We start from the raw sequence: 24865 nt of genomic DNA on the forward strand, positions 1-24865 counted from the left end.
TTTTATTCTGGTTACGGACCCATTCTGTTGTCTATCTGTATATATATGAAGAAACCGATCGTAATGCCTAAAAGCAATGCGATTGGAATCGAATATCCTGCAAGGGGCGGGATGAAAGTAATAATCACCCAGTAGATGCCAAGAGTGATGATTCCCATCAGGACGAGGTTGAGCAGAAATCGGGTCATGTATGATGCCTCCAATCAAATTTTTTCATATCCATATTATACATGATGCCCTGAATAAGCAATTCGAAAACAGGGTATGTATACTAATAGTTAAGGAATACATTTTTGAAAGGAGTTTTCTCAGTGAGAAAAGAAACACTATTATTCCAGGTGAAAACAGCAAGAGAGTGGATTCTCGATACTTTTGACAAAGTTTCGGTGGAAGACATGACAAAAATCCCGGAAGGATTCAAAAATAATATTCACTGGCAGCTCGGGCATGTGGCAGGCATGATGGAACTGCCGACTGCAGCGCTTACAGATTCAAAAACGGATGATAGTAAAAGGTATCAAAAATATTTCGGCTATGGTACAAGTCCGGATGATTTTGATGACGAAACCCCTTCACTGGATGAAATCAAAGCACTTCTGGAAGGACAGGTGCCGCGGCTTGAAGATATTGAAGAAGAGAGGCTGGAGGAGGATCTTCCCCGTGAATTCATGGGGATGACCAAAAGATATGAACAGTTGTCCTTCATGATTCTCCATGAGTCTCTTCATGCAGGAAAAATACAGGAAATGGCAAAATTGATCAAATGATAAAAACACAGAACATCGGAGCCGATGTTCTGTGTTTTTATATCTTCAAATGTTATATAATCTTTAAGTGAGTTGATTGACGATTGCCTGTGCAGCGTCTGCTGCAGAAGCAGGATTTTGGCCTGTGACGAAGTTCCTGTCTTTGACGACATTGCTTTCCATCTCACTGCCGGCGACGAAACCGGCTCCGTGGGATTCCAATTTTGTCTGGAGTGCGAATGGCATGTCATCCATGAGATTCATGGATTCCTCTTCTGCATTTGTGAACCCGGTGATTTTAACACCGTCCACGAGATAGCTGCCGTCTTTGGTTTTGGCATCTGCAAATGCAGCCGGTCCGTGGCACACTGCACCGATTATTCTGCCGTCATCTTTGAAGTAGGCCATGATATTCTGGATTTCCGGATTGCCGGGAAAATCATACATTGCACCGTGACCGCCGGCAAAGAAAATTGCATCGTAGCCCTCGTAGACAACATCTTTAAGGCTCTGGGTGTTTTGGAGCAGCCTGATGACATCATTGAATTTTTCATCATCCTGTCCGTTGGAAAGAGAAGCAGGATCGAGCGGTACTTCGCCGCCTTTTGGCGAAACGATATCCGCTTGCAATCCGGCACCCTGGAAGATTTGATATGGCTCAGCTGCTTCACTCAACCATAGACCTGTAGGTCTGTCTTTGTCGTTATTGATTGTTCCATGATTCGTTGCAACAATAAGTACAGATTTGTTCATATTAATATCAACTCTCCTTTACATCTGTTTACCCACAAGAGATGTAAAGTAATCTCAAGAAATCTGCATTAGAATTCATAGACAATCAAAAATTCATTAAAATAGGAGTGTACCGAATGAAAAAAGTGGACTTTGGTAATGTTGCGAAAGAATACCTGAAGTACAGAGATGATATCCCCGAAAATCTATTGAAAGGTCTGGAGAAAAGAGGGGTGGAAATCAGCGGGAGCAAAGTGGCGGACCTTGGGGCAGGACCGGGTCTCCTCAGCAAGATGCTCAGTAATCATGGTGCGATTGTAGATGCAGTGGAACCGTCTGAGGAATTAATCAAGGTAGGCAAGAAATTTGTAGGGGATGATCCCCGCATCAATTTCACGCAGAAATATGCAGAAGATACCGGCCTCAAGCCGAATACTTATGATATTGTTACGGTAATGCGTGCTTGGCACTGGTTTGATACTGAAGAGGCGATCAAGGAGATCAAACGTATTTTAAAACCGGGCGGACATCTGATCATCATGGATTCAGGATTCACTTCGGGCATAAAAGTAGTGAAAAAATCCATGAAAATCATCAAGAATAATGCCAGTGACAAACAGCTCAAAGCTGCAGGTGCAAAAGAGGATGCAACACAGATGATCAACAGTTTCCCTGTGGAATGGTTCGATGAATGGAAATACTCCCGTTTTGATCTGCTGGATCTATACAAAATGGATTATGATGTGACATTTACAAATGAAGAGTGGCTGGGGCGTCTTGCCACCGTCTCATGGCTTGCAGCGTTCAAAGAAAAAAAACGTAAAAGAACGCTTGAGGAGGTAAAGGAATATCTCGAAAAAGACAAGTCAAAGGACAGCCATAAGATACCGCATGTGCTCAGCGTAGCCATCCTGCAAAACAGGAACAAGGAATAAAAATCAGCCTAAAGTACTGTTATGGAAAGTTTCTTCGAAAACCATCACAAAACATTTACAATCAACTTACTTTTTGTTATTATATAACTTGTGATTAAAAAAGATGATAATTTCTGGAGGAACATATACATGACAAATGTACTTGTAGTGAAAGCAAACAACCGTCCTGACGGAGTCTCTACTAAAATGTATGAAGCATACATGGAGACACTGAAACAAAGTGACAACCTGAATGTTGAAGTCTATGACACTTTCGAGGAAGATATGCCTTACATCGGCCAAGAGCTTTTCAGTGCTTTCGGCAAACTGCAAAACGAAGAAGCATTGAATGAAGAAGAACAGCGTCTTATGAATGCAAAGCAAAAAGCGATGGATGCTTTCGAAAAGGCGGATGTACTCGTATTTGCATTCCCGCTGTGGAATCTGACAATCCCTGCACGTCTGCAGACTTTCATAGATTATGTGTATGCTGCAGGATTCACTTTCAAATACAATGCAGACGGTTCAATGGCACAGCTTATGACGGATAAGAAAGTAGTACTGTTGAACGCACGCGGCGGCGTATACAGTGTACCTGAAGCGCAGGGCATGGATATGTCCATGAACTATATGAAAAATGTATTCGGCGGTGTATTCGGTATGGAAATCACTGATGAAATCATCATTGAAGGCCACAATGCAATGCCGCAGGACGCTGCAAGAATCATAGAAGAGGGTCTGGAAAGCGTACGTGAATCAGCAAGAGAATTGAATTCACAATTTGCGTAAAACGGTCATATGGACAGGTTTTTTCTGGACTGAGCCCGGCACACTGATGTGCCGGGCTCTTTTTGTGTTAATATACTTATAATATGTATTAAATCGGAGGGATATCATGTGGCATGTTGAAAATTTTGAAAGTCTTGATTTACATATACTCGAAGAAATCTACAGGCTCAGGGTTTCAGTATTCATAGTAGAGCAGGAATGCGCCTATCAGGAGATAGACGGAAAAGATCCGGTCTCAACACACATTTATAAAACAGATGATTCTGGCATCAGCGCATATTTAAGAATCGTCCATGAATCCCCTGTTTCTATTGGACGTGTCATAGTAAGGGAAGATCAGAGGGGAACAGGACTCGGCCGGGAATTGATGAAGAAGGCGATGGATTATGTAGACTCGTATCATGCGGGCGAACTGATATATCTCCACGGCCAGGCACATTTGGAGAAATATTATCAGTCATTCGGCTTTAAAACGGTCTCGGATATGCATCTGGAAGATGATATTCCGCATTATCATATGGAATATAGAAAGTGAGGAGTGAATATCATTCACTCCTCACTTTCTGCTTTTGTCTCTTCTATGAGCCAGGGGCTGTCTTTGTCCTTTTGTTTAGCTTCCAGCAGCTTCTTATTCTCTTCTTTGATCCGCTCAAGTTCAGATTTCATATGCTGATTTTCGAGCAGGAAATTTTCCTGCTTCAGACGTTCAAGCTCCAATTGTTTGTCTATGGCATCGATTCTCATCTTCTCCATTTTTCTCTGATGCTTTAAATATTCGCTTCCGAAGCCACCAATTGTGGCGATGAGTACAATGCCCAAAATCCACAGCATAAAGCAGACCCCCCCTATACATCATTACATTAATTTTACCACTATATTCCTTTAAAGTGTAAAAGTTTTAAGTTTATGAATAAACTATCACTGAAACCTGAAAATAAATATACAGTATAACTGTTGGAAAACGCTATCAAACGGCATAATGATGCAATTATAAGCATTTAATATCTAAACTATTGTTATTTGTGAAATTTTAAATCGAAAATTACATTTAGAATTTGAATTATTTAAAAATTATTAATATATTTACTTTGGTCAAAAATTCACATAAACGTTGATGGAAGCTTGTTTTAATGGTATTATGTAACTATAGACGAACAGGAATAATGAAATTAATATAAATTAAAATTACAAATATGGGAGGGAATAAAATGTTTTCAACTGATCGTATTTCTGCAGATCTTCGCATGGAAGAGTACAAAAAAATTGCTGAGAGCTACAGCCATATTTCTCAGAACAAGAAAGAAGCAAAATCAAAAAAATCTTTCTTCAGTAAAATCATCAACAGATTTGGTGCATAATTGAATTGGAAATGCCGTCCCTGATCAGAAGAGGGACGGCATTTTTGTATTTATAAAATTCTATCTGGAAAAGTTCAATTGCCATGAAACACCGAACTGGTCCTGAACCCATGCAAAGCTGTCGGAGAAGCCATACTCATCCAGGGGCATGAGTATGGCGCCTTTTTTCTTGAGTTTTCTATAGCAGGCCTCAATTTCCGGCAGTGAATTACATTCTATGAAGAAGGACATGCTGGGTGTGAATGAGAACTCATGGGGCACGTTGCTGTCCATCATCATGACAAGCTGGTCATGGATGCGGATTACGCCCTGCATGATCTTGCCCTGCATTTCAGGGCTGTCCGCATCATATTTCTTTACATATCGGATTTCCGCATCTTCGAAAATTTCCATATAATATTCCATAGCTTCCTCTGCACGGCCTTCGAACATCAGGAAGGGTGTCATTGACTTCATAATCAGCCTCCTCATCTATATGCTCCAAGTATAACAGAAGATTTCCGGCTTCATCATTTTTCATCTGTATTGCCGAGTATATTCGAGCCTTCGATGAAGTATTTCTGAAAGAAAAAGAACAGTATGATGACCGGTAAAAGTACCAGCAGAGAACCAGCCATTAAGTAGTTCCACTGTGTGCTGGATTGTTCTTTGAATACCTGCAGGCCGAGCTGTAATGTATAGAGTGACTCATCATTCAGGTAGAGAAGCGGTCCCAGGAAGTCATTCCATGCGCCGTTGAATGAAAAGTTTGGGGAATCTCCTCGAATCGCTTAGAAGAAGTTGAAACCTGAAAGAAATTACAAATATATATGGTTTTTGAAACAAAAAAAACCGGATCCCTGATTTAAGGAACCGGTATTCATTATCATATTAAACTTCTGCTGTAAGTTCGTCCAGATTATCGGAATTATAAATGTCTTTATCGATCTGACCGTTGGTTTTGGCGGTTACCGTACCGGAAACCATTGAGCCGCTGACGTTTAGTGCAGTACGGCCCATATCGATGAGCGGTTCTACCGAGATGAGCACGGCAGCGAGTGCGATCGGCAGGTTCATTGTAGAGAGGACGACGATTGCTGCGAATGTCGCTCCGCCACCGACGCCTGCGATACCAAGTGATGCGATGACTGTGACGGCAATGAGTGTAATGATGTATGTCGCATTAATTTCAATGCCGACAGCCGGTGCAATCATGATGCCGAGCATAGCTGGATAGATGCCTGCACATCCGTTCTGTCCGATAGACAGGCCGAAACTTCCGGAGAAGTTTGCAATACTGGAAGGCACACCGAGACGGATCCTCTGAGTCTGGATGTTAAGCGGCAGTGTGCCTGCACTTGAACGGGATGTGAACGCAAATAACAGTGTCTCTGATGTTTTCTTGAAGTATTGAACCGGGTTTAATCCGGTCAGGGTAATGATTATCAGATGAACCAGGTACATTGCAATCAGGGCAGCATATGAAGCGACTACGAATAATCCGAGGTCATAGATGGCCTGGAAATCGGAAGTGGCAACTGTATTTGCCATGATGGCGAATATTCCGTAGGGGGTCAGGGCAAGAATGATCTTAACAAGCTGCATGACCCATTCGTTGACAGCCACGATGCCAGCTCTGACTTTTTCTCCGGTTTCCGGGTTGCTCTTGATCAGCCGCACAAGGCTGAGCCCCATGAATACTGCGAAAAATACAACTGCGATTGTTGATGTTGCACGTTCCCCTGTGAAATCAAGGAACGGGTTTGCCGGGAGCAGTGAAATCAGCTGCTGGGGCAATGTCTGGCCCTCGACTTCCTCGGCACTTGTCTGCAGGGAAGCGGCTCTTTCATTTTCTGCTTCTCCGAGGTTCAAACTGGACGCATCCAGATTGAAAAGCAGGGCTGCTGTGATTCCGATGGCTGCAGCGATGGCTGTTGTGCCGAGCAGGATCAGTATGATTTTCGATCCTGATTTCAGGAACTTTTCTTTCATGTCCATCTTGGCGAACGCGCCCAGGATAGAGATGAATACGAGCGGCATGACAATCATCTGAAGCAGGCGGACGAAGCCGTCGCCGACGATTGACATCCAGTCCGTCGTCTGTACGGTAATATTGTTGCTGACACCGTAGATCAGCTGGATTACAGCTCCGAATACCAGGCCGATGAGCAGGCCGATCATAACACGGTATGAAAATTTGACATTGCGCTTTTTCAGGAACATAAGCGCACCGATCAATGCCAGGAAGATGATAAGGTTGATGATGATAAGCAAAAGATCCATAAAATTAAACTCCTCTATATTTTCAAAGTAGAGTAATTATATAGGAGTTAATCCTACTTGTAAAGTAGGTATTGAAAAGTCTCAATATTCACTTAACTGTTCAATGATGTAAAGGTGTCTGGTCGCACGGGAAGCGAGCACATACATTATGTGATCCTCCGCTTCATAATCCTGCGCATCGGCGAGGATGACTGTATTGTACTCAAATCCTTTTGAAAGGTAATAGGGCAGGATGAGGAACGACTGATTATACAGCGTATCCTCCTCCTGAAGATTCCGGAACTGCGGGAATTCCTCTTCCAGCCGGCCGTAAAGCGCATCTGCAGATGCTTTGGAAGATGTGATGATCGCCACCTGCGGGGGCTCTTCAGTCCGCAGTATTTTGCGGATTTTTTCCGTCTGATCGTCTGAAGTGATCTTCTGCACTTCTTCACCGTCCACAGAGACGGATTGAATGGAATCCGGTACGATGCTGTTGAGAAATGCATTGATCTGGTTGGTGGAACGATACGAACGGACCAGGTTCTTCTGCACATGATTTTTGGCAACCAGCGGATCTTTATCCACGTGATGAATCTGCTGATTGGGATCACCGAGGCTCGTAAATGATGCCTTCCTGTAATAGTGGCGCATCACGTAATACTGCATGTTGGAGTAGTCCTGCACCTCATCGATCAATACGTGCTGGACGGAGCGATCATAAACCCCGAGCAGATGGATATAGATGTAGAGCATCGGTGCAATATCTTCATATTTAAAATCATTTTCCTTAATGGAACGGATGGTCGCATTCCTGAACTGCCTGTCGGTGATGGAATTGATATAAAGTTTTTCAATATGGACAAACCTGAAAAGCATGATCTGCCTGTGTGCCTGTTTCAGCTGGTCCTTCGCAAACGAGTGCGCCCTCTCTTTCAACTGATGCTGTTCGCCGATATATTTATTCTGGCTGTTCAGTTCCTTGAACTTCGCTTCTTTGATTTCCTCGATACGCACTGAATACAAGGAGAGCAGCCGTTCCCTGATTTTAAACAGGCGTTTATTCGGAGTATGATGGCCAAGTTCTTTATAGAATATATCATTCAGCTTCTCTTTCGATATGAAGATGCCGTCCCTGTCTTTGAGGTCGCGGAACTCCATGCCCGCTGTTGCCAGTGATTCTATGAAATTATGGAGTGTCCTGAAATAGTCCAGAGAAGATTTGAACTTATATATGTCATGGGATGCCGTGTCTTCTCGCAGCCTTCTTATATTTTCATATATCGTTTCAAAACGTCGTGCTTTGAAGTAGGGGAACTGGCCGATCAGACGGTAGAATGTAATGTTCTTGACATGGTTTTCACCAAGTTCCGGCAGAACGTCGGACAGGTAGTCGTTGAATACTTCGTTTGGGGAAACAAGCAGTATATTTTCCGGCTTCAAAGTCTCTTTATGCTGATAGAGCAAAAATGCGATCCGCTGGAGGGCAAGGGATGTTTTACCGCTGCCCGGAGGGCCGTATACAAGCGTGTCCTGTCTGAGCGGCTGACGGATGACTTCATTTTGTTCCTGCTGGATGGTGGAGACGATGTTTTTCAGTTTTGACTGGGAAGAATCCGTAATCATATTCTGGAGTACTTCATCCCCGATATACACGTCACTGTCAAACATCTTCAGCAGATTGCCGTCTTCGACGATGAACTGCCTTCTTCCGGAAACGAAAGCACCAATGCGGCTGCCGTCCGGGATGGTGTAGGACAGCTCACCGGTATTATTCTCGTAAAACAGACTTGCGACAGGTGTCCGCCAGTCATATATCAAAATGTCATTGTCATTATTCTTGATGGTTCCGGTGCCGATGTATATTTCTTCATCGTCGACAATGATTTTCCCGAAGTATGGTTTTGGTATCATGCGCTTCGTTCTTTTGTACATGGAATCGATGAAATTGAAATTCACTTCTGATGTACGGAGTTCCGGCAGCATCTGGATGAACTCGTAGATGTTCCCGGATTCGAAATCTGCATCGATCGTTGCGATTTCCTCATTTATTTCCTCCCTGCTTGAACGGATGCCTTTTTTGACATTGTCCCGCTGGAGTGTCAGTTGTGCGTTATATGCCTTTAAAAAATCGACAGTCAGTGTCAGATGCCGTTTTTCTTCTTCTAATGATAAGTGTGCCAAGTGCTTATCCCCCTTTTTGGTCGAGAATATATCATATATGGTTTTGTACTTTAATAACAGTCTTAAATTACTTTTTTGCATATGATATAATGGAATTGTAAAATTAAAGACTAAATTATTAAAGGAACAGGTGCTATGGGCAAAATTCTACTCTCCGGTCTCATCAGCGGCACTATAGCGGGCTTGCTTTTACTGGGTGCATTTTTATATGTCCAGTTATCCACTGATATAGAACTGATGGATTTACTGCTCAATTTGGATTTTATAAGCGATGACGAGCCGCATATTGTGATTCAGGTACTGCTCCACTTACTTGTCTCTGTTGTGATAGCAACCATTCTGAAATGGTTTTATCTAAACCAAAGTAAACTATACATACCTCTGATGGTGGTTATCTGGATAGTCACCACTGTATTGTATTTCATTTTATCATCTTCAGCAGTAGAGCCGATGGAACTGCACAGTTATATCGGCTGGACACTGTGGGCAATATTCCATATTGGTTATCTGGAAGTGCTGCATGTCTGTTATAAACTCCGACTTTAAATGAAGCATGGGACGATTTGGTCCTGTGCTTTTTTAAGTGCGCTAAATTAATCTGCCTGCTCCCGGGTATACATACAGTATATGCGAAACGTACGAGGAGTGATATGAAGTGGATATGGAAGAAGGCAGGGCGCTGCTTAAAAAAGTGATGGAAGTGCGGGAGTTTGTGATAGAGGAAGGCGACAGACTGTATGATAGATGGAACGAGACGCCGATAAGAGAGGAATATGAAGACAGTGCGCGGAATCTGGCATACTATATGGCCTTCCGCAAAAAGGATATGAGGGATCTGCAGGAACGTCTCATTCCATGGGGTGTATCCTCACTCGGCAGGCTGGAAGCGGATGTCCTCGGCACGCTGAATGCCGTGACGAAAACGCTCGGCAACATTACAGGAGAAAATGTCGGGGAAATCGATTATCGTTCTTCGGCGACTTTCCGTGAGCGCAATGAAGCGCTTAAGAACAATACGGATGAACTGTTCGGCGATATAAAACATGACCGCGAGACCCGGATACTTGTGACCATGCCGTCTGAGGCGGCTGAAAATTATGAGCTCGTGGAGTCGCTTATTGCGTCCGGGATGAATATGGCACGGATAAACTGTGCCCACGATGAGCCGGAAACCTGGGAGGCGATGGTTGAAAATATCAGGAAGGCGGAAAAGAATACCGGCCACACTTGCCGGGTGCTCATGGACATCAGCGGTCCCAAAATCCGTACGAAGATGCTTCTGACAACGAAGCGGAACCCGAAAGTGAAGGAAGGGGAACGCTTCCTGATTTCTAATAAAACCTCCATGGCCCTCCCGAAAGGCATAGAAATCGCCGTGAACACATCGGTGCCGGAAGTGCTCGATAATATGCAAACGGGACAGATGGTGAAACTCGACGACGGCCACATTGAAGCCGAGGTGGCAGAGATGCATGCGGACGGTGTCATCTGTGAAGTCAAGCGCACAGTCAAGGAAGACGGTGTCAAAGTGAAGACGGAGAAAGGCATCAACATCCCGGATGTGGATTATAAACTGCCGGTCCTGACAGAACAGGACTACAAGGATCTGGACTTCGCAGCCGGCCATGCCGATGCCATAGCGTTTTCGTTCATTAAAGACAGAAGTGATATAGAACTGATAGAAGAGGCGCTTGGTGACAAGCTGCCTGCCGACAGAAAGGGTCTGCCGACGATTGCTAAGATCGAAACGACCGAAGGCATAAGGAATCTGCCGGATATCATCCAGCGTGCAGCTGGCGCACGGCTGTTCGGTGTCATGGTTGCACGCGGTGACCTGGCGGTGGAGACAGGTTACGAGCGGCTGAGTGAAGTGCAGGAAGAACTGCTGTGGATATGTGAAGCGGCCCAGGTGCCGGTGATCTGGGCGACACAGGTTGTGGAATCACTGGTCAAAACAGGTATCCCGACCCGGTCTGAAATTTCCGATGTCGTTGCCGGTTCGCGTGCTGAGTGCATCATGCTGAACAAGGGTGATTATATTGTCGACGGTGTCGAAGTCGTTTCGGACATCCTCAAAAAATTTGAAGATCATCAATATAAAAAAACGTCGATGCTGAGATCGCTCAGTATCGCACGGGAAACATTCGAAACGTAAATCCTGAAGGGCCTGCATCTGCAGGTTCTTTTTTTGTGTATTTTTATTCTAAAAACTCTTTCTCTTCTGAATAATCTATTTCTTTATGTGTGATTTGGCTGTATAATGACTTAATCTACTTATTGAAAAGGAGTGAATGATCATGTTGCAGGAACCGATAGTTGCTACAGTCATACTGTTTGCCCTGATCGCTTTGGGTGAATGTATTTCCATTTATACCAGAGCACGGATTCCGATGCTGATGACGGCAATGCTGGGATTCCTGGTCCTGACATGGATTGGTGTTTTCCCTGAAAATATACTTGAACTTTCAACACTGCCCGCACTGGGGGCAATACTGATTGGACCGTTGATTGTACATATGGGCACATTGATGCGTTTCAGAATATTGAAGAAACAGTGGAGGGCGGTTGTCATTGCGCTGTCCGGTCTGGCGGGGGCGCTTGCGCTGATTTTAAGTCTTGTTACTTTGATATATGATTTCCCGACAGCCGCAAGTGGTATCGGTCCTGTCTCGGGCGGGGTCGTTGCGCTTCTGATCACCAATGAAAAGCTGACAGAACTCGGTCTTACGAGCCTGATTGTGGTGCCTGTCCTGGTCCAGTCATTCCAGGGAGTCATCGGAATGCCGCTTGCAGCCGCATTCATGAAAAAATACGGCCGCAGGTTTATGGCTGAAGGCAAAGAAGCGGGCAGCATCCCGTTTGATGATGAAACAGATGTTGCACCGGTGAGATTCAGCCTGATGAAAAACAATACGATCAAATTGTTCGCCATATTCGTTCTTGCTGCAGCGGGTGTCATGCTCGGCAGTGTGACAGGTATCCACTATACGCTGTTCTGTCTGCTGTTCGGCATACTGGCTCTGAACACTAATCTTCTGCCGAAAAGTGCACTGGAATCAGCGAATTCATTCAGTTTCATGATGGTCGCGCTGATTTTCGTAATCATCGGTACGATGGGCGGCATTACACCCCAGGATGTTCTCGATAACATTTTAGCGGTGATTCTGATACTGGGCCTCGGGATTTTCGGTATCATGGCCGGCGGTCTGATTGCTTCGAAACTTGTCGGATGGCATCCTTATAAAGGGATGCCGGTTGCACTGACAGCACTCATCGGATTCCCGGGGGACTATCTGATCTGTGAAGAGGTGGCCCGCAGTGAGACCGATAATGCTGAAGACGAAGCGAAACTTTTCCAGGAACTGGTCACGCCGATGCTGATTGGCGGGTTTGTAACAGTGACCGTCGCGTCTGTATTTATTGCTACATTTGTCATGAGTCTCATTTAATTCATTAAAAAATAGGAGTGTTTATATTGGGTAAACTGCTTATCAAAAATGTCAATCTGATCGATGGAACAGGATCCGATGTTGTAACAAATACGAATGTGCTTGTCGAAGATGGCAAATTCAGTGAAATCGATTCTGATCAAGCGCAGCCGGAAAATGCCGAGGTGCTTGATGGGAAGGGACAGTACATGCTTCCCGGCATGATCGATGCCCACGTGCATATGATGACGGAATTCAAACCATTGGAACAAAGGCTTACAACACCATTTTCATACAATTTCTATGCTGCCACAGAATACCTGAACCGGACATTGAATGCCGGCGTGACCTCTGTCAGAGATGCACTCGGCAGTGATCTTGGACTTAAAAAAGCGATTGATGACGGGCTCGTTGCAGGGCCAAGAATGCAGATTAGTGTGAATGCCCTCACGATTACGGGCGGCCACGGCGACGGCTATAACTATTCAGGCGTCGTCACTGATCTGATTCAGGCCCATCCGGGCATGCCCCATGGTGTATGTGACGGTGTCGAGGAAGTGCGCAAGAAGACGCGGGAGATGCTCAGAGCCGGAGCCGATGTAATCAAAGTCCATGCGACCGGCGGTGTTTCCAGTCCGACAGACCATCCTAAATTCACACAGTTTTCATTGGAAGAACTCAAAGTGATCGTAGAAGAGGCAAGATTCAGGAATGGTGTCAAAGTCATGGCGCATGCCCAGGGCCTGGAAGGGATCAGACAATGTGTGGAAGCGGGCATCCATTCGATTGAGCATGGCATTTTCCTCGATGATGAAGTGTGCGGACAGATGAAAGATCAGGGTACTTATCTGGTTCCGACACTCCTTGCACCGGTTTCAGTCCTCGAGTTTTCAAAAGAGCTCGGCATGCCCCAGACTGCGGTCGATAAATCCAAAGAGGTGCTGGAATACCACAAGGAAAGCTTCACCAGAGCGTACAAGGCGGGTGTGAAAATTGCCATGGGTACAGATGCCGGCGTGTTTAAACACGGGACGAACCTTAGAGAACTCGAACTAATGGTCGAATGCGGCATGACTCCGATGGATGCCATTGTGGCATCTACGAAAACTTCTGCGGAATGCCTGGGCTATACAGATATTGGATTGGTCAAAGAAGGTTATGTAGCTGACTTTATCCTTTCACGCGAAAACCCGCTGGAAAATATCGGTGCACTGAAAGATCACGATAATATCCAGGTTGTCGCGAAAGATGGCGTCATCCATAAAAATATCATTTAATTAACTGTAAAGAACAGAGGCGGTATACCGCCTCTGTTCTTCTCTTTTTCAACCTGGTCAAAGTCTGATTTGAATAATAAATATGTATTGGGTTTATCTCTAAGAAGTAAGGAAAAATATTTAATAGAAAAAAGGAGGAATATCATGAAAGCATTGGATATGATAGCTTTGGCACTGGTAATTATTGGTGGTTTAAACTGGCTTCTTGTAGGGCTTTTTGAATTCGACCTCGTTGCTTCCATCTTTGGAGGACAGGATGCCATCCTTTCAAAAATCATCTATATTCTTGTAGGTCTGTCTGCGCTGTACTCCCTGAAGTTCTTTGCATATATCAATAACTATTATGATGCAAGGATAGTAAGAGATGATAAGCGAAGACCAGAAACAGAACATGATGTGAGATAATCAGCAAAGAGCAAGTCAGTTGGAAGAGGATGGAAATATCGCATATTTTAAATAACGTGACTACCGAATCAGGAAAGGCCAATCGCAGATTGGCTTTTTTATATTGCTGGAAATGATGAATTTTTTTAGTTGCTAGTTTTATCCGACTGTTCTAAACACTCAATTTCTCTTCTTGATTCCCCGTCTCTGCTATAATGAAAGTATTAAAATGTAGGAGAAAATTATGAAAAAGGCAGTAGTTATCCTCAATAAAAAATCAGGCAGGAAAAAGAAACATCCGGTGGAATATCAGATTATTGAACAGCTGACGGGCCTCGGCTATGAGGCGGAGATTTTATACACGCCTTCCACAGGTGCCAGAACCCTTGCTTTGCAGAATGCGAAAGAGTGTGACCTGATCGTCTCGGTCGGCGGTGACGGAACAATCGGTGAAATTATAGGCGGTATCACAGAGAGTGGCGGGAATCCGCTTCTTACCATACTGCCGGCCGGAACTGTGAATGATTATGCCCGTACACTCGGCCTCCCTCTGGATTTCGAAGAAGCGGTCGAAGCGCTCTCCCGGCCACAAAAAATCGTTGAAGCGGATGCAGTCGAGTACAATGGTAAATATGCCGGATATCTAATTGCTTTGGGTGATTTCATGGAATCATTCACCAGGGTAAGGTCGGAGACGAAAAACCGGTATGGCACCCTTGCCTATTTATATAAAGGCATCCGGGGACTCATGTCCATGAAACCCTATGATATTAAAATCGAAACGGAAGAGGAACAGATAACCGCTTCCTCCCTTGCAACGATTGTTGCGAATGCATCATCTGTCGGCAGTTTCAGCAGGCTGCTCCCGGATGCGGCACTGGATGATGGAGCGCTCCATGTGCTCAACATCAAAGATTCCAATACAAAGGACATTCTGGAAATTATCTGGCTGGCGATGAAGGGCAGAATTGCGGAGCACAAAAATGTACGGTATATAAAAAGCAGGCAGTTGAAAATTACGGCAGACAGGCTTGAAGTGATGAATGTCGACGGAGATGCCCATCCTTTTGGGCCGCTCGGTATAAAGCTGGTTCCGGGACGGATCAGGATCAGCATCCCGGAGAAAAGCCGCTGATGGAAAAAGCCAGGCCGGCATATTGAAATATTTCCCTTTTTGATTTATCATATATCGGGTGGCATAAACGCGCAGAAGGAGGAATATATTGTGAAAATCAGAGAAAGACTTAAAAAAATAAACTTTGACAAAAGAAAATTGACCATCAGCCCGACGATCACCCTGCAGACATTGATCAACCTGGCTACCGTCATATTTGGCTCCTTCATATTTTCCATTGGAGTCAATACATTCATGATCGCAGGGAATTTGGGTGAAGGCGGAGTCACTGGTCTCGCAATTATACTCCTTTATGCATTCGACATATCACCGGCAATATCAACATTCATACTTAACGCAATTTTATTGGCGGTAGGTTTTAAATTTTTAAGTAAACGTTCGATGTACTATACGATACTTGTCGTATTCCTGATGTCATTCTTCCTGTGGTTCACAGAGACGTGGCACATACAGACGGATGAAATCCTGGTCAATACCGTATTCGGCGGCCTGTTTGTGGGACTGGGCATCGGACTTATCATCAGAGTAGGGGCGACTACGGCAGGGACGACGATTCTGGCGCAGCTTGCCAACAAATATCTGGATGTCAACGTCTCCTACGCGCTTTTATTCTTCGATATGATCGTCATCACCATCGGACTTACCGTAATGACGATAGAACAGGTGCTGCTCACAGTCATCGCACTATATATCGCGACGAAAGTCATGGACTTCATCATCGAAGGCATGAATCCGAAAAAGGCAATCACCATCATTTCGCAACATCCGGAACTGCTGGGTAAAATGATTAACAGCGAAATCGGCCGCGGTGTTACAACGATGAACGGCAAAGGGTTCTATACGAAAGAGGATAAGGACATCCTTTACGTAGTAATCAATAAATCCCAGCTCACCAGGATAAAACGTCTCATTAAAAAATATGATGACAGTGCCTTCGTCGTCGTACACGACGTCAACAGCGTCCTTGGAAACTATTTTATATAATATGAACGGATTGGAAGTTTTATGCTTCCAATCCTTTTTTTATGGGTAGAATAGTAATATTACAAAAATATTACGGATGATATAATATTCTGAAAAATATTTATGATGGATGGTGGAATTTTATGAAAAGGATATGGACTGTAACATTTGCCGGATTGTTGTTTTTAACAGCGTGCAACGGCGGCGGAGAGGAAGAGAGTACGGAAGAAGAGACGATGGAAGAATCCTCTGAAGAGGAGACGGTCGAAGAAGAGTCGGCGGGAACCACTGATGAAGAATCGGAAGAAAGCAGTGAGGAAGGTTCCGGCAATGCCACAACCGTAGAGGCGGAAGAAGATTCGCTTGAGGAAAGCGATGAAGCAGAATCGGCTTCATCTGATGATAGGACGGAAGATCTGACAGAAGGGGAAATGGACGAAGTAAATCCGGATGATGCATATGATATTGATGAAGATAAGGTCAGGATGGTTGAAAATGCCACGGAAACCGATAATACTGTCGATGATGTCCTTAAAGCACCTTCAGAAATAACTTCCTATATACAGGATACTTCAATCATCATTGAGGTCACTGAAGGGGAGCAGATCGTGAACCAGTCCTTCCAGGGAATCACAGCGGAAATCGATGAAGCTGACGGAAATCTGGAAGTTGCTTCCGACTATTTCGATGAAAATTTCCAGATTATCCAGCCACATGGCTACGGTAACAGCGGGACCGGTGAGCTGTTCATGTATACAGGAGCAGGATGGGAGGACTATTCAGCTCAGTATGAAGCTGAAGAACTGATATATGGCACTTATTCCAATCTCCATAAAATCATCGGACAGATGCCGGATTCACTTCAAGTGCTGGAGGAGGGGGATTATGACATCCTCTATTACACCGGTAATGATGATGTCGTCCATCAGCTCTATCAGGATAATTTCAAAGTGGAATTTACAGGAGCGAACATGGATGAACTCGAAATGGGCCTGGTGGCATTCATCAATAAAGAATCCGGAGACCTCGAGAGTGCCAATCTGATTGCAACAGCACCGGGACTGCAGAATCCGGAACAGACTCTCACTATAGAAATCATCCTGAACTATCAGGAATACGGCTTATTTGACGAAGGTACGGAAATCAAGAAACCGAATCCGGATGACATAGCAGCACCTTCTACAGAAGATGAAGGCATAGAAGGATCGGTGGAATAAAAGACCGGCAAAAACTTGAACAGGGCGGGAATCGCGATTGATTCCCGCCCTGTATTTTTAATGTGACAAAAAACAACATAATGATTTATTGTTTTTCATTCTTTGGGGAGAGCAAATCCACTGTCTGCATTTAAAATGTTTGCCTTGCCCATCCTTTTTGTAAAATGTTACAGAAATATCACGATAATGTTACAATGATATGTAGAATATCATATTTATATTTGGGTGGGTGGACTAATATGAAAAAATTATTATCGGCCACGCTGGTTAGCGCATTGTTTTTAGCAGCGTGCAGCGACGGGGAAGAGAACACAGAAGAAAGCACGGAAGAGGCCACTGCTGAAGAGGCAGCCACTGAAGAATCTTCAGAAGAGAGCACAGAGGAAGAAAGTACAGAAGAAGAATCCGGTGAAGGTGCAGAATCAGATGCTGATGCTGCGTCAGATGAAGGGTCTTCCGAAGATCTGGCGGAAGCGGAAATCGATGAAGAAGATATGAAGTCGGCCTATGATCTCGGCGAGGATAAAGCCGACATGATTGACAGTGCAACGGAAACTGATCAATCCGTCGAAGATGTGCTCCAGGCACCGTCAGAAGTCACATCATATCAGCAGGAGACTGCAATCATGATCGAAGTCACTGAGGGCGAGCAGGTCCTGGACGAAGCATTTACAGGGAACAGGGCGCAGATTGATGAGACTGAGGGAACATTGGAAGTTGCTTCGGATTATATAGATGAAAGTTTCAATGTGACTTATCCGCATGGTTATGCCAACAGTGAGACAGGCGAAGTGATTCTTAATACAGACCGGGGCTGGACGGACTATTCCGCTCAATATGGTCCTGAAGAACTGGTATATGGCACTTATTCCACAGTATATGAAATCATTGAACAGATGCCGGAGTCACTGCAGGTGAAAGAAGCGGGGAACTATGACCTTCTGTACTACACCGGTGATGATGAGAAAGTTCATCAGCTTTATCAGAAGTATTTCCAGGTGGAATTTACAGGTGCAAACATGGAAGAGCTTGAGACCGGCTTTGTAGCATTCATCAACAAAGAATCCAGTGAACTCGAAAGTGTGAATCTGATCGCTTCTGCACCAGGAGAGCAGAATCCACAGCAGAAAATTAAAGTCGAAATCATCCTGAATTACTCAGATTATGGTGCATTTGACGATACAGAAATCAAAAAGCCGAATCCGGATGAAATCGTCAGCCCTTCAACAGAAGATGAAGGCATAGAAGGATCTGTTGAATAAAAGACCGGCAAAAACTTGAACAGGGCGGGAATCAATCGCGATTCCCGCCCTGTTTTTCTGTTTTGGGGTGACGATGTCTAGTATGAGGAATGATGCGGCTTCATCAGGCAGACCCTCACATTTCGTTTTCTTCCTCATCCTTTTTCATCAGATATATGGTTTGTTCCCCAGTCTCGGCAATGATTTCAAACCCTTTATAGATGAGCCAGTTTTTGGTGAATGAATTGCCAGGTGCCGCATCCATCATCAGGAATATTTCATCCACTTCAGAAACTTCATTTATATATGTGTTCATCAATTTTGAAGCGAGACCTTTGGTCTTGTATTCCGGATGGACGATAAGGTCTGAAATATACTGGGTGAAATTCTGATCTCCGGAAGAACGGATGATGCCGACCATCCGGGCCTCATCCCATGCTGTGATGACATGATCCGAAGAGAGGACCGCATCAAACAGTGCATCCAGTCTGTTTTCGTAAGAGCTGTACCCTTTGCTCAAGTATAAACCATTGATATCATTAGAATTGAAACTTCTGTCTTTTCTTAGTTTCATCATTCTGTCATCCTTTTTAAAATCATGATAATCGAGAGCATGGATAAAAGAAAGCAAAATGTGCTGAGAATATCCGTGCGATATTTTAAAGCAGAGAAATAGCCAAAGTGATTGTCGAGACCCGGGAAAATGATATGATTGTTACAGACTATCCAACTACTTTGAAGGAAGAGTGATTTTCAAATGGAACTTTACAGATATGACAGACAGATGAAAGCTTCGCCTGAAGAAATATTCGATGTGGTCAATGATGATGAAAAACTGAAGCAGTGGAGCCCCATATTCGAGGGCAATGAATATTTCACAGAGGAACATCGGGCTAAGGGGACCAAATTCAGAACAAAGTTGAAAGTGTTGAATAAAACCTATCAGTTCCGTTCGCAAATCACAGAGTACGAAGAGAATCGCCATGTAAAAGTAAGGACGACTTTAAGACAGGGCATCATCACTTCCGAGTTCCAGCTTGCTCCGGCAAGCAATGATGAAACACAGGTGACTGTGACGAGTAATTTTGAAGGTGCCGGCAGGAAGTATAATCTGATTTTAAAAGGTGCCAAACCTGTAATAAAAAAAGTGCTCGACAGCCAGGTGAATAAGCTGGAGCAGCTGGCTGTCAAATAACCGAAAATGGGGGTGTATATGATGAACATCAAAGTATTACAGTTCAAAGTGAAATATGGTGATGTAGACAGTAACGTCTCAAAAGTGAAAGCACTTTTTGAAGAAGAAAATCTTAGCAGAACAGATATCGTCGTGCTGCCGGAAATGTGGACGACCGGTTACGACCTTAAGAATGTGGACAGGCTTGCATGCCGCAATCTCGAGCCGGCAAAGTCTGTCATTTCAGAGCTTGCAGTAAAATACGATGTCAATATTGTCGCAGGATCTGTAGCAAATATCGTGGATGACACTGATGATGTTTATAATACAGCTTTCGTTATGGATAGAAGCGGGGAACTGGTCTATCAGTACTCCAAGATGCACCTGGTACCCATGCTGGACGAGCCGGCATACCTCACAGGCGGCAAAGAGAAAGTCGACACATTCAAACTAGACGGGGAGACATTCGGTCTCGTCATCTGCTATGATCTCAGATTCCCGGAGCTATTCAGGGATCTGACCTTAAAAGGTGCAACATCGATATTCGTCGTGGCAGAGTGGCCGCTCGCCCGCAAAAAACACTGGGAGACACTGCTCGCCGCACGTGCGATTGAAAACCAGTGCTATATCATTGCTTCAAACACATATGGAGAAATAGTGGATGAGACATTCGCCGGGCGTTCGATGATCATTGGTCCTTTCGGAGACGTTGTGGATGAAGCGGATGACAATTCAAAAGCCACCGTCAAAGGGCAGACAGACGGCAAAGAAGTGGACCGGATAAGGAAAGAAGTACCGATATTCGACAGCAGAAAAAGGGAAATGTATCACTTCTTATAATATTTACAGGGACATCGACTGAGGTTGATGTCTTTTTTAATGAACATACCACTATAATTCAGTCGACCCCATTGTTAAAATTGTATATGTATCGTAAACATATATTTTCCAAAAGGAGCATATGTATGAAAAACGCTAAACAACTTGAATCTGTATTGAACAATCTGGACGGACAGAAATACGGTGCCTATAAACAGCTGAAAGGTATTTATCAGTTCAACCGTTTCAAGCTTGCTGTCGATCATATTCAAGTCGATCCATACGCCCCTCCATCTAAAATACGGGTCATCATGAATCGGGAAACAGCAGGAATTCCAGTTGATTTACTGGATTCAAAAAATAAAATCATAGCAGTGTCAGACTTTTTGACGCGTGCATTTGGAGAAAGCATACAAAAACATAAGAATTCGACTGGAATGAACAATAAAAATATCAAAATTTTAATTGACCGTCCCGGTGAGGAAATTGTTGAACGGACGTCTGTCGTCATTGATGAAGATGAAGTTGAAGTACGGTTCGAAATCGGTCTGCCTGCTGCAGGACGGAAGATTTTGGGCAAAGCAGCGGCTGGTATTTTAACTCGCATACTCCCTGAAATTGTGGACGAAGCTATGCTCTATAAGAATCTTGATCAGAAAGGACTCAAGGAGCAGGTGTCCCTGATGCTGGACCAGGAGCATATTCGAAAAGAAATTGATCAAAGAAATCTCATCGCATTTGTTGCCGATGGTGCAACCTTACCCAGACAAAGCGGTGTATCGGATAAACCTATGAAAAAGGCGGTTCCATTTTCAAGTCCTGATAATCTTAGAGTAGAAATCAGTCTCCCAAGTGGAAAGATCATTACAGGGATGGGGCTTGCTGAAGGCATTACATTGATTGTCGGAGGCGGTTACCACGGCAAGTCCACTTTGCTTCAGGCTTTGGAACGCGGTGTGTACAACCATATCCCGGGCGATGGGCGTGAGATGGTCATTGTAAAGCAGGATGCGTCGAAAATTCGGGCTGAAGACGGCCGGAATATTGAAAAAGTGAACATCAGCACCTTCATTAATAACTTGCCGGCAAAGAAGGATACCCGTGTGTTTTCAACAGAAAATGCAAGCGGCAGTACATCACAGGCAGCAAATGTGATGGAGGCACTGGAATCAGACTCCAGTCTCCTGCTGATTGATGAAGATACTTCAGCGACCAACTTCATGATTCGGGACGCACGCATGCAGAAACTCATTGCACCTGACAAAGAACCGATCACGCCGTTCTCAAAGAAAGTGAAACCACTGTACGAAGATAAGAATGTTTCAACGATACTGATTGTCGGCGGCTCCGGAGATTATTTTGATGTCGCTGATCAGGTGCTCATGATGGATGAATACAAATTGAAAGATGTCACTGATGCCGCAAAAAATATTGCTGATTCAGACGCATACCAAAAAGAGGATATGTCAGACAACATATTCGGTGAGATTACCCAAAGAGTTCCGTTGAAATCTGGTTTTTCGAAGTCCGGTAAAGATGCAAGGCTGAAACCGAAAGGCCGGACTGTCATAATGTATGGCAGGGAACCGATTGAACTCGCGGGGCTGGAACAACTTGTCGACGACAGCCAGACTAATTGCATCTCGGTGATGATAGATTATCTCAGGAACAATATACTGGATGACAGACTGACATTATCCCAGGCAGCAGACCAAGTGTATGAACATATAGAGCAGAATGGATTAGATTCCATTTCCCCCTATGCCGGACATCCGGGTAACCTGGCGCTGCCAAGAAAACAGGAATTCATCGGAGCGCTCAACCGTTACAGAAATCTCAAGATAAAGTGATGAAATTTAAAACGCACTAGCTGTCCTTATTGGAGAGTGCGTTTTAGTATGCTATTTGTTATTCAATTTATCATTGATTTTCTTACTGTCGAGTAGCGAGATAAAGTAGAATGAAATGAAGATAATGAGCATGATAATAAATATTGCGGCGGCGTAGAAAAGAATTTCTGCCAGACTGATCGTTATCCATTCATTTACCAATGCGATGGCTGTAAACGCTGCGATACCGACTCCGAACTGCATTACGGTAACGAGTGAACCTGACATTTTTGTATAGTATAACGACGAAACAATACCGATAAGCATAGAGGCAATCCACACAGAAATAATTTCTTTTGGTTGAACCGCATCAAATTGACCGAAAACAGCATTTAATAGATAGATAAAACTCCCAATGCCAATAGAAATGCATACACTATTGAGTAGATTCTTTAACATCATATCCCCAGCCTTTCTTTTATTAATGAAACGTAGCGTCTTGAAATGCTGACTTTTTTACCGTTTTTCATGCGTGCAATTAAATTTCCGGAAAACGATGGTTCGACACGGTCAATCATCTGGATGTTTAGCATTTCGGACTTAGACACTTTCAAAAAGGTTTCGGATTTTATTTCTTCCATTAATCCACTTAAACTCTTTGTCGTCATGACTTGTTCGTTTTGGGTGTAAATCGTCAAGGTTTTATCCTGTACTTCAGCACAGATGATATCCAATTTTTGTATCATCAAAAATTCTTCATCCGAGCGAATAATTAAATTCTCTCTATCCGTCGTAAAGTGATCTATATAAGATAAAATGCGTGCTCCTGCTGTTGCAGTTTTTGTGTGAATCTTTACTTCATCGTCATGTAACTTTTCATTAATAACCAATTCAGTCTTCATAAAAATCCCCCTTATCACTTAACTTATTCTGTAGTGAAGCTAAGTCTGATTGCAAGAGATTTTAGTAGAATCGATAGATGTTCTTCTTAAATCTGATAACATAAGTAACCTCTCCTTTTATTTGTTGTTCACAGTATATAACGGAAGATTTAACCTGCGTGCGAATTTTTCCTAAGCGGTCAGTGATTTGTCGCAACCGGTAAGTTTGTTTGGGGGAAAATTGAGAAGTCATCGTCAGAGGATTGACAGATGATGAAAAAGAAACAGGCGTCGGCTAAGATTGGCCGATGCCTGTTGTGAAAGATTCATGGAAAATAATAAATTTTCAAGTTTTGCCATTGCAATTATCGATATAAAATAGATGATAATATCTTCTCGCTAAATTGATTATTTCTATTTATGCGGGCGTTTCTGACTTTCCACCGCTTCTTTTACTGGTGTATCTCCATCTGTCAGTTCTAAAATCGAATGGGAAGTTTCTTCAGTTTCGACTAACTCCGCAATAACAGCTGCCACGTTGTCGCGGGATACATCCCCATATTCAACAGCGGGTCCGATTGTAACTTTCCCGCTTCCGCCTTCATCCGTCAATGTGCCTGGCCGGAGGATGGTCCAATCCAATTTGGATTTTACAAGGGCGACATCCGCCTGGCGTTTCATCTTCATATAGAATTCGAAACTCTCAGGCATATTCTTATCACGCCATGCATCCGGAAATGCGGATACGAGGATGAAGCGTTTCACCCCGGCATCTTCAGCCGCTTCAATCATTTTTGATACACCTTCACCATCAATTTTACGGGTGGTTTCGACTCCGGCACCGCCGGCACCTGCTGTGAAGACCAATACATCTGTGCCCTCGAGCAACGTCGTATAGTCTTCGGTTGAGGTTTCAATGATATCTGCGGTTTTTGGGTTGACTCCGATGGATTTAAGCTTTTCTGCTTGTTCCTCTTTGCGGACGAACCCTAAAGTGTCTACACCACGACTCGACAGAATTTTTCCTAAACGTAATCCGATGTTTCCATTTGCTCCAATTATTCCCACTTTCATCGATACTTCCTCCTTGTATGTTTACTTCTATGTATATAGGATACTACCTGAAGATCACTTTGGGTCAAGATAAAAGACCGGGCAGAAAATTTATGGAAATCATATAGACACCGATATGATGATTACCCGGGCGGGGAGGATATTATGAAAAATACATTGATATTATTTACAATATTGAATATCATCTATTTTATTGTTACAGCATCCATGAATCAAAATAATATAGTCGTCAATTTTTTCCTGCTCCCTTTCGGCTTCCCGGCAGTCATTGCTTTTATGCTGTTCTTTGCATCCATCGTATCTTTGATAGATGAAAATAGGAGGGGGCAGAGCTTGCTGCTGATAATATTGAATGGTATTTTGCTGCTGCTTCCTATCTTGGTAATCGTACTTATTTGAAAGCTTTTTCCGTAGAGGACAGAGAGTATTTATTGTTACTCCTAAAGCTTTTAATTTTATATACAGACGATTTTAAAACC

At 43.7% G+C, this 24865-nt stretch carries 28 protein-coding genes; 18 read left to right on the forward strand and 10 right to left on the reverse strand.

Translation table 11 applies throughout. The features are described 5' to 3' along the window. Positions 1-11: 11 nt before the first annotated feature. A complete protein-coding gene (locus BM271_RS14405; RefSeq protein ID WP_200795348.1) occupies positions 12-188 on the reverse strand; it encodes a hypothetical protein in 177 nt (58 codons plus the stop codon). Between the two features lie 123 nt (positions 189-311). Here BM271_RS14405 and BM271_RS10980 point away from each other — a divergent pair, with 123 nt between their 5' ends. Beyond that, positions 312-767, forward strand: a complete 456-nt coding sequence (locus BM271_RS10980) for a DinB family protein (protein ID WP_046790867.1) — start codon at positions 312-314, stop codon at positions 765-767. Between the two features lie 63 nt (positions 768-830). On the opposite strand, the gene BM271_RS10985 is transcribed toward BM271_RS10980, so the two are convergent. Then, entirely contained in the window at positions 831-1499 is a 669-nt protein-coding gene (locus tag BM271_RS10985; RefSeq protein ID WP_046790866.1) for a type 1 glutamine amidotransferase domain-containing protein, read from the reverse strand. Between the two features lie 116 nt (positions 1500-1615). Here BM271_RS10985 and BM271_RS10990 point away from each other — a divergent pair, with 116 nt between their 5' ends. The 3 genes from BM271_RS10990 to BM271_RS11000 all read left to right on the forward strand — a co-directional run bounded on the left by BM271_RS10990 (position 1616) and on the right by BM271_RS11000 (position 3716). Continuing rightward, the gene (locus BM271_RS10990; protein ID WP_046790865.1) at positions 1616-2413 is read left to right on the forward strand and encodes a class I SAM-dependent methyltransferase; all 798 of its coding nucleotides are present in this window, start codon (positions 1616-1618) and stop codon (positions 2411-2413) included. A 129-nt stretch (positions 2414-2542) separates the two neighbouring features. Further along, a complete protein-coding gene (locus BM271_RS10995; protein ID WP_046790864.1) occupies positions 2543-3181 on the forward strand; it encodes an FMN-dependent NADH-azoreductase in 639 nt (212 codons plus the stop codon). A gap of 106 nt (positions 3182-3287) precedes the next feature. Beyond that, positions 3288-3716: a GNAT family N-acetyltransferase gene (locus tag BM271_RS11000; protein ID WP_046790863.1), complete on the forward strand. Its 429-nt coding sequence runs from the start codon at positions 3288-3290 to the stop codon at positions 3714-3716. 14 nt (positions 3717-3730) lie between these two features. Here BM271_RS11000 and BM271_RS11005 read toward each other — a convergent pair whose 3' ends face one another. Then, on the reverse strand, positions 3731-4012 hold the full coding sequence (locus BM271_RS11005; protein WP_046790862.1) for a hypothetical protein: 282 nt from the start codon (positions 4010-4012) through the stop codon (positions 3731-3733). A gap of 377 nt (positions 4013-4389) precedes the next feature. Here BM271_RS11005 and BM271_RS14310 point away from each other — a divergent pair, with 377 nt between their 5' ends. Continuing rightward, positions 4390-4539, forward strand: coding sequence for a hypothetical protein (locus BM271_RS14310; RefSeq protein ID WP_158462237.1), 150 nt, complete (start codon positions 4390-4392; stop codon positions 4537-4539). A 60-nt stretch (positions 4540-4599) separates the two neighbouring features. On the opposite strand, the gene BM271_RS11010 is transcribed toward BM271_RS14310, so the two are convergent. The 3 genes from BM271_RS11010 to BM271_RS11025 form a co-directional block, all read right to left on the reverse strand. Continuing rightward, positions 4600-4995, reverse strand: a complete 396-nt coding sequence (locus BM271_RS11010) for a VOC family protein (RefSeq protein ID WP_046790861.1) — start codon at positions 4993-4995, stop codon at positions 4600-4602. Positions 4996-5409: 414 nt separating this feature from the next. Further along, positions 5410-6801, reverse strand: coding sequence for an L-cystine transporter (locus tag BM271_RS11020; RefSeq protein ID WP_046790860.1), 1392 nt, complete (start codon positions 6799-6801; stop codon positions 5410-5412). 81 nt (positions 6802-6882) lie between these two features. Beyond that, positions 6883-8964 (reverse strand): HelD family protein, encoded by a 2082-nt coding sequence (locus BM271_RS11025; protein WP_046790859.1) that lies wholly within the window; start codon positions 8962-8964, stop codon positions 6883-6885. Between the two features lie 135 nt (positions 8965-9099). Here BM271_RS11025 and BM271_RS11030 point away from each other — a divergent pair, with 135 nt between their 5' ends. The 9 genes from BM271_RS11030 (at position 9100) to BM271_RS11070 (ending at position 18630) form a co-directional block, all read left to right on the forward strand. Then, positions 9100-9510 carry a hypothetical protein gene (locus BM271_RS11030; protein ID WP_046790858.1) on the forward strand — a complete coding sequence of 137 codons (411 nt, stop codon included), beginning with the start codon at positions 9100-9102 and terminating at the stop codon, positions 9508-9510. A gap of 115 nt (positions 9511-9625) precedes the next feature. Further along, positions 9626-11119, forward strand: coding sequence for a pyruvate kinase (locus tag BM271_RS11035; protein WP_046791558.1), 1494 nt, complete (start codon positions 9626-9628; stop codon positions 11117-11119). Positions 11120-11261: 142 nt separating this feature from the next. Further along, positions 11262-12413: a hypothetical protein gene (locus BM271_RS11040; protein WP_046790857.1), complete on the forward strand. Its 1152-nt coding sequence runs from the start codon at positions 11262-11264 to the stop codon at positions 12411-12413. 26 nt (positions 12414-12439) lie between these two features. Then, positions 12440-13669, forward strand: a complete 1230-nt coding sequence (locus BM271_RS11045) for a metal-dependent hydrolase family protein (RefSeq protein ID WP_046790856.1) — start codon at positions 12440-12442, stop codon at positions 13667-13669. A 144-nt stretch (positions 13670-13813) separates the two neighbouring features. Further along, positions 13814-14074 carry a DUF378 domain-containing protein gene (locus BM271_RS11050; RefSeq protein ID WP_046790855.1) on the forward strand — a complete coding sequence of 87 codons (261 nt, stop codon included), beginning with the start codon at positions 13814-13816 and terminating at the stop codon, positions 14072-14074. 223 nt (positions 14075-14297) lie between these two features. Further along, positions 14298-15188: a diacylglycerol/lipid kinase family protein gene (locus BM271_RS11055; RefSeq protein WP_046790854.1), complete on the forward strand. Its 891-nt coding sequence runs from the start codon at positions 14298-14300 to the stop codon at positions 15186-15188. A 144-nt stretch (positions 15189-15332) separates the two neighbouring features. Continuing rightward, positions 15333-16172: a YitT family protein gene (locus BM271_RS11060; protein ID WP_082103724.1), complete on the forward strand. Its 840-nt coding sequence runs from the start codon at positions 15333-15335 to the stop codon at positions 16170-16172. A gap of 122 nt (positions 16173-16294) precedes the next feature. Further along, the gene (locus BM271_RS11065; RefSeq protein WP_046790853.1) at positions 16295-17368 is read left to right on the forward strand and encodes a hypothetical protein; all 1074 of its coding nucleotides are present in this window, start codon (positions 16295-16297) and stop codon (positions 17366-17368) included. Positions 17369-17607: 239 nt separating this feature from the next. Next, entirely contained in the window at positions 17608-18630 is a 1023-nt protein-coding gene (locus tag BM271_RS11070) for a hypothetical protein (RefSeq protein ID WP_046790852.1), read from the forward strand. Between the two features lie 115 nt (positions 18631-18745). Here BM271_RS11070 and BM271_RS11075 read toward each other — a convergent pair whose 3' ends face one another. Beyond that, positions 18746-19186, reverse strand: coding sequence for a GNAT family N-acetyltransferase (locus BM271_RS11075; protein ID WP_046790851.1), 441 nt, complete (start codon positions 19184-19186; stop codon positions 18746-18748). Positions 19187-19366: 180 nt separating this feature from the next. Between BM271_RS11075 and BM271_RS11080 the strand changes: the two genes are divergently transcribed. From BM271_RS11080 to BM271_RS11090, 3 genes are all read left to right on the forward strand, one after another. Continuing rightward, positions 19367-19804: an SRPBCC family protein gene (locus BM271_RS11080; protein ID WP_046790850.1), complete on the forward strand. Its 438-nt coding sequence runs from the start codon at positions 19367-19369 to the stop codon at positions 19802-19804. Positions 19805-19825: 21 nt separating this feature from the next. After that, entirely contained in the window at positions 19826-20623 is a 798-nt protein-coding gene (locus BM271_RS11085; protein WP_046790849.1) for a carbon-nitrogen family hydrolase, read from the forward strand. 125 nt (positions 20624-20748) lie between these two features. Next, entirely contained in the window at positions 20749-22452 is a 1704-nt protein-coding gene (locus BM271_RS11090; RefSeq protein ID WP_046790848.1) for an ABC-ATPase domain-containing protein, read from the forward strand. 51 nt (positions 22453-22503) lie between these two features. On the opposite strand, the gene BM271_RS11095 is transcribed toward BM271_RS11090, so the two are convergent. From BM271_RS11095 to BM271_RS11105, 3 genes are all read right to left on the reverse strand, one after another. After that, positions 22504-22893, reverse strand: coding sequence for a DUF3021 family protein (locus BM271_RS11095; RefSeq protein WP_082103689.1), 390 nt, complete (start codon positions 22891-22893; stop codon positions 22504-22506). Then, on the reverse strand, positions 22890-23333 hold the full coding sequence (locus tag BM271_RS11100) for a LytTR family DNA-binding domain-containing protein (RefSeq protein WP_046790846.1): 444 nt from the start codon (positions 23331-23333) through the stop codon (positions 22890-22892). The genes BM271_RS11095 and BM271_RS11100 overlap by 4 nt, the downstream gene beginning before the upstream one ends. Before the next feature lie 393 nt (positions 23334-23726). Next, positions 23727-24386 (reverse strand): SDR family oxidoreductase, encoded by a 660-nt coding sequence (locus BM271_RS11105; protein ID WP_046790845.1) that lies wholly within the window; start codon positions 24384-24386, stop codon positions 23727-23729. Between the two features lie 144 nt (positions 24387-24530). Between BM271_RS11105 and BM271_RS11110 the strand changes: the two genes are divergently transcribed. Then, a complete protein-coding gene (locus BM271_RS11110; protein WP_046790844.1) occupies positions 24531-24785 on the forward strand; it encodes a hypothetical protein in 255 nt (84 codons plus the stop codon). The last annotated feature ends 80 nt before the right edge of the window (positions 24786-24865 follow it).

It is taken from the genome of Salinicoccus halodurans (genome assembly GCF_900114445.1).
Classification (GTDB): Bacteria; Bacillota; Bacilli; order Staphylococcales; family Salinicoccaceae; genus Salinicoccus; species Salinicoccus halodurans.